At 53.5% G+C, this 1,328-nt stretch carries 1 protein-coding gene; it reads left to right on the forward strand.

Features of this window, described 5'->3' with window-relative positions:
* Positions 1–1,328: SpvB/TcaC N-terminal domain-containing protein (locus HMPREF2955_RS01565; protein WP_305775575.1), on the forward strand; the 1,328-nt coding region annotated here is incomplete at both ends.

Raw genomic sequence — 1,328 nt, forward strand, 5'->3', positions numbered from 1 at the left:
TTTACCGACGTCATCAATGGCATCATCAAAGTGCCTGAGAATCCCGAAACGCAGAACTACGTACCCACGGGCATCAGCGAACTCAAAGCAGCCGACCCGAGTGCCGGCATCACAACGGTGAGCGCGCCCACCGCCAATCAAAGCGGAACGGCAGCACTAAGCTATCCCTTTGAACTGCCCAAAGGACGGGCGGGCATGCAGCCGAGCGTGGGTCTGCAATACAGCAGCGACGGCGGTTCTTCTTATGTGGGTTACGGTTGGAGCCTTCCTCTGCAAAGCATCGACATCGAAACCCGCTGGGGTGTTCCCCGTTTCGATGCCGATAAGGAAAGCGAAAGCTACCTGCTCATGGGCAGCAAGCTCAACGACCGCACCTACCGCACCACTGATGCACCAGCGAGAACCAAAGACAAACGTTTCTATCCGCTTGTAGAGGGCGGCTTTGCCAAGATTATCCGCAGGGGCGACAGTCCGCAGAACTACACGTGGGAAGTAACCTCCAAAGACGGTACTGTGTCTTATTTCGGAGGCGTGGACGGTACGGTGGACGAAGGTGCCGTGCTCAAAGACGGCAATGGCAACATCCTGCGCTGGGCACTTTGCAAGACGCAAGACACCCACGGCAATTTCGTTTCTTACAAATACCGCAAACGCAGCGACAACCTTTATCCCGAAACCTACCGCTATACGGGCAGCAAAGACGAGGAGGGAGCTTATAGCGTACAGTTCGCTTTCAAGTGGGATGCGCGCAAGGATGTGGTCAAGAGCGGTCGTTTGGGTGTGCTGCAAACCGACGATGCCCTGCTCGAACGCGTGGAAGTGAAGCACAACAGCGAGCTGCTGCGCGCTTATGCGCTTCATTATAAGGAAGGTGTCTTTTCCAAAACGCTTTTGGACAGCATTGAGCAATTAGATAGTAAAGACAATCATGTTGCAACACAAACGTTCAGTTATTATAATGACATAACAAAAGGCATTTTCTCCGATACGCCCGTAATTTATACGGCAGAAAAGGACAACTATGGCCGGCTTGTTAAATTGCACATCGGGAACTTTGACGAAAGGCTTTCCCTTCTCGGCGGCGGCTCTGCCAAAGGAAACACAGTAGGTGGCGGTGTCATGGTCGGGGCCGGCTGGGGTCCGGCGTCGGTTAATGCGGGCGGTTCTTATTCTTACACCAAGACGAACAACGAAGGACGCATCGCCCTTGTAGACATCAACGGCGACGGCATGCCCGACAAGGTGTGGAAAGGTGCGGACGGCAGGTTGCATTATCGATTGAACCAAAATAAAGACCTTCGCCATCCGTCTTTCGGAGACAAGATGAC

This window comes from Prevotella sp. HMSC073D09 (assembly GCF_001814145.1).
GTDB lineage: Bacteria > Bacteroidota > Bacteroidia > Bacteroidales > Bacteroidaceae > Prevotella > Prevotella conceptionensis.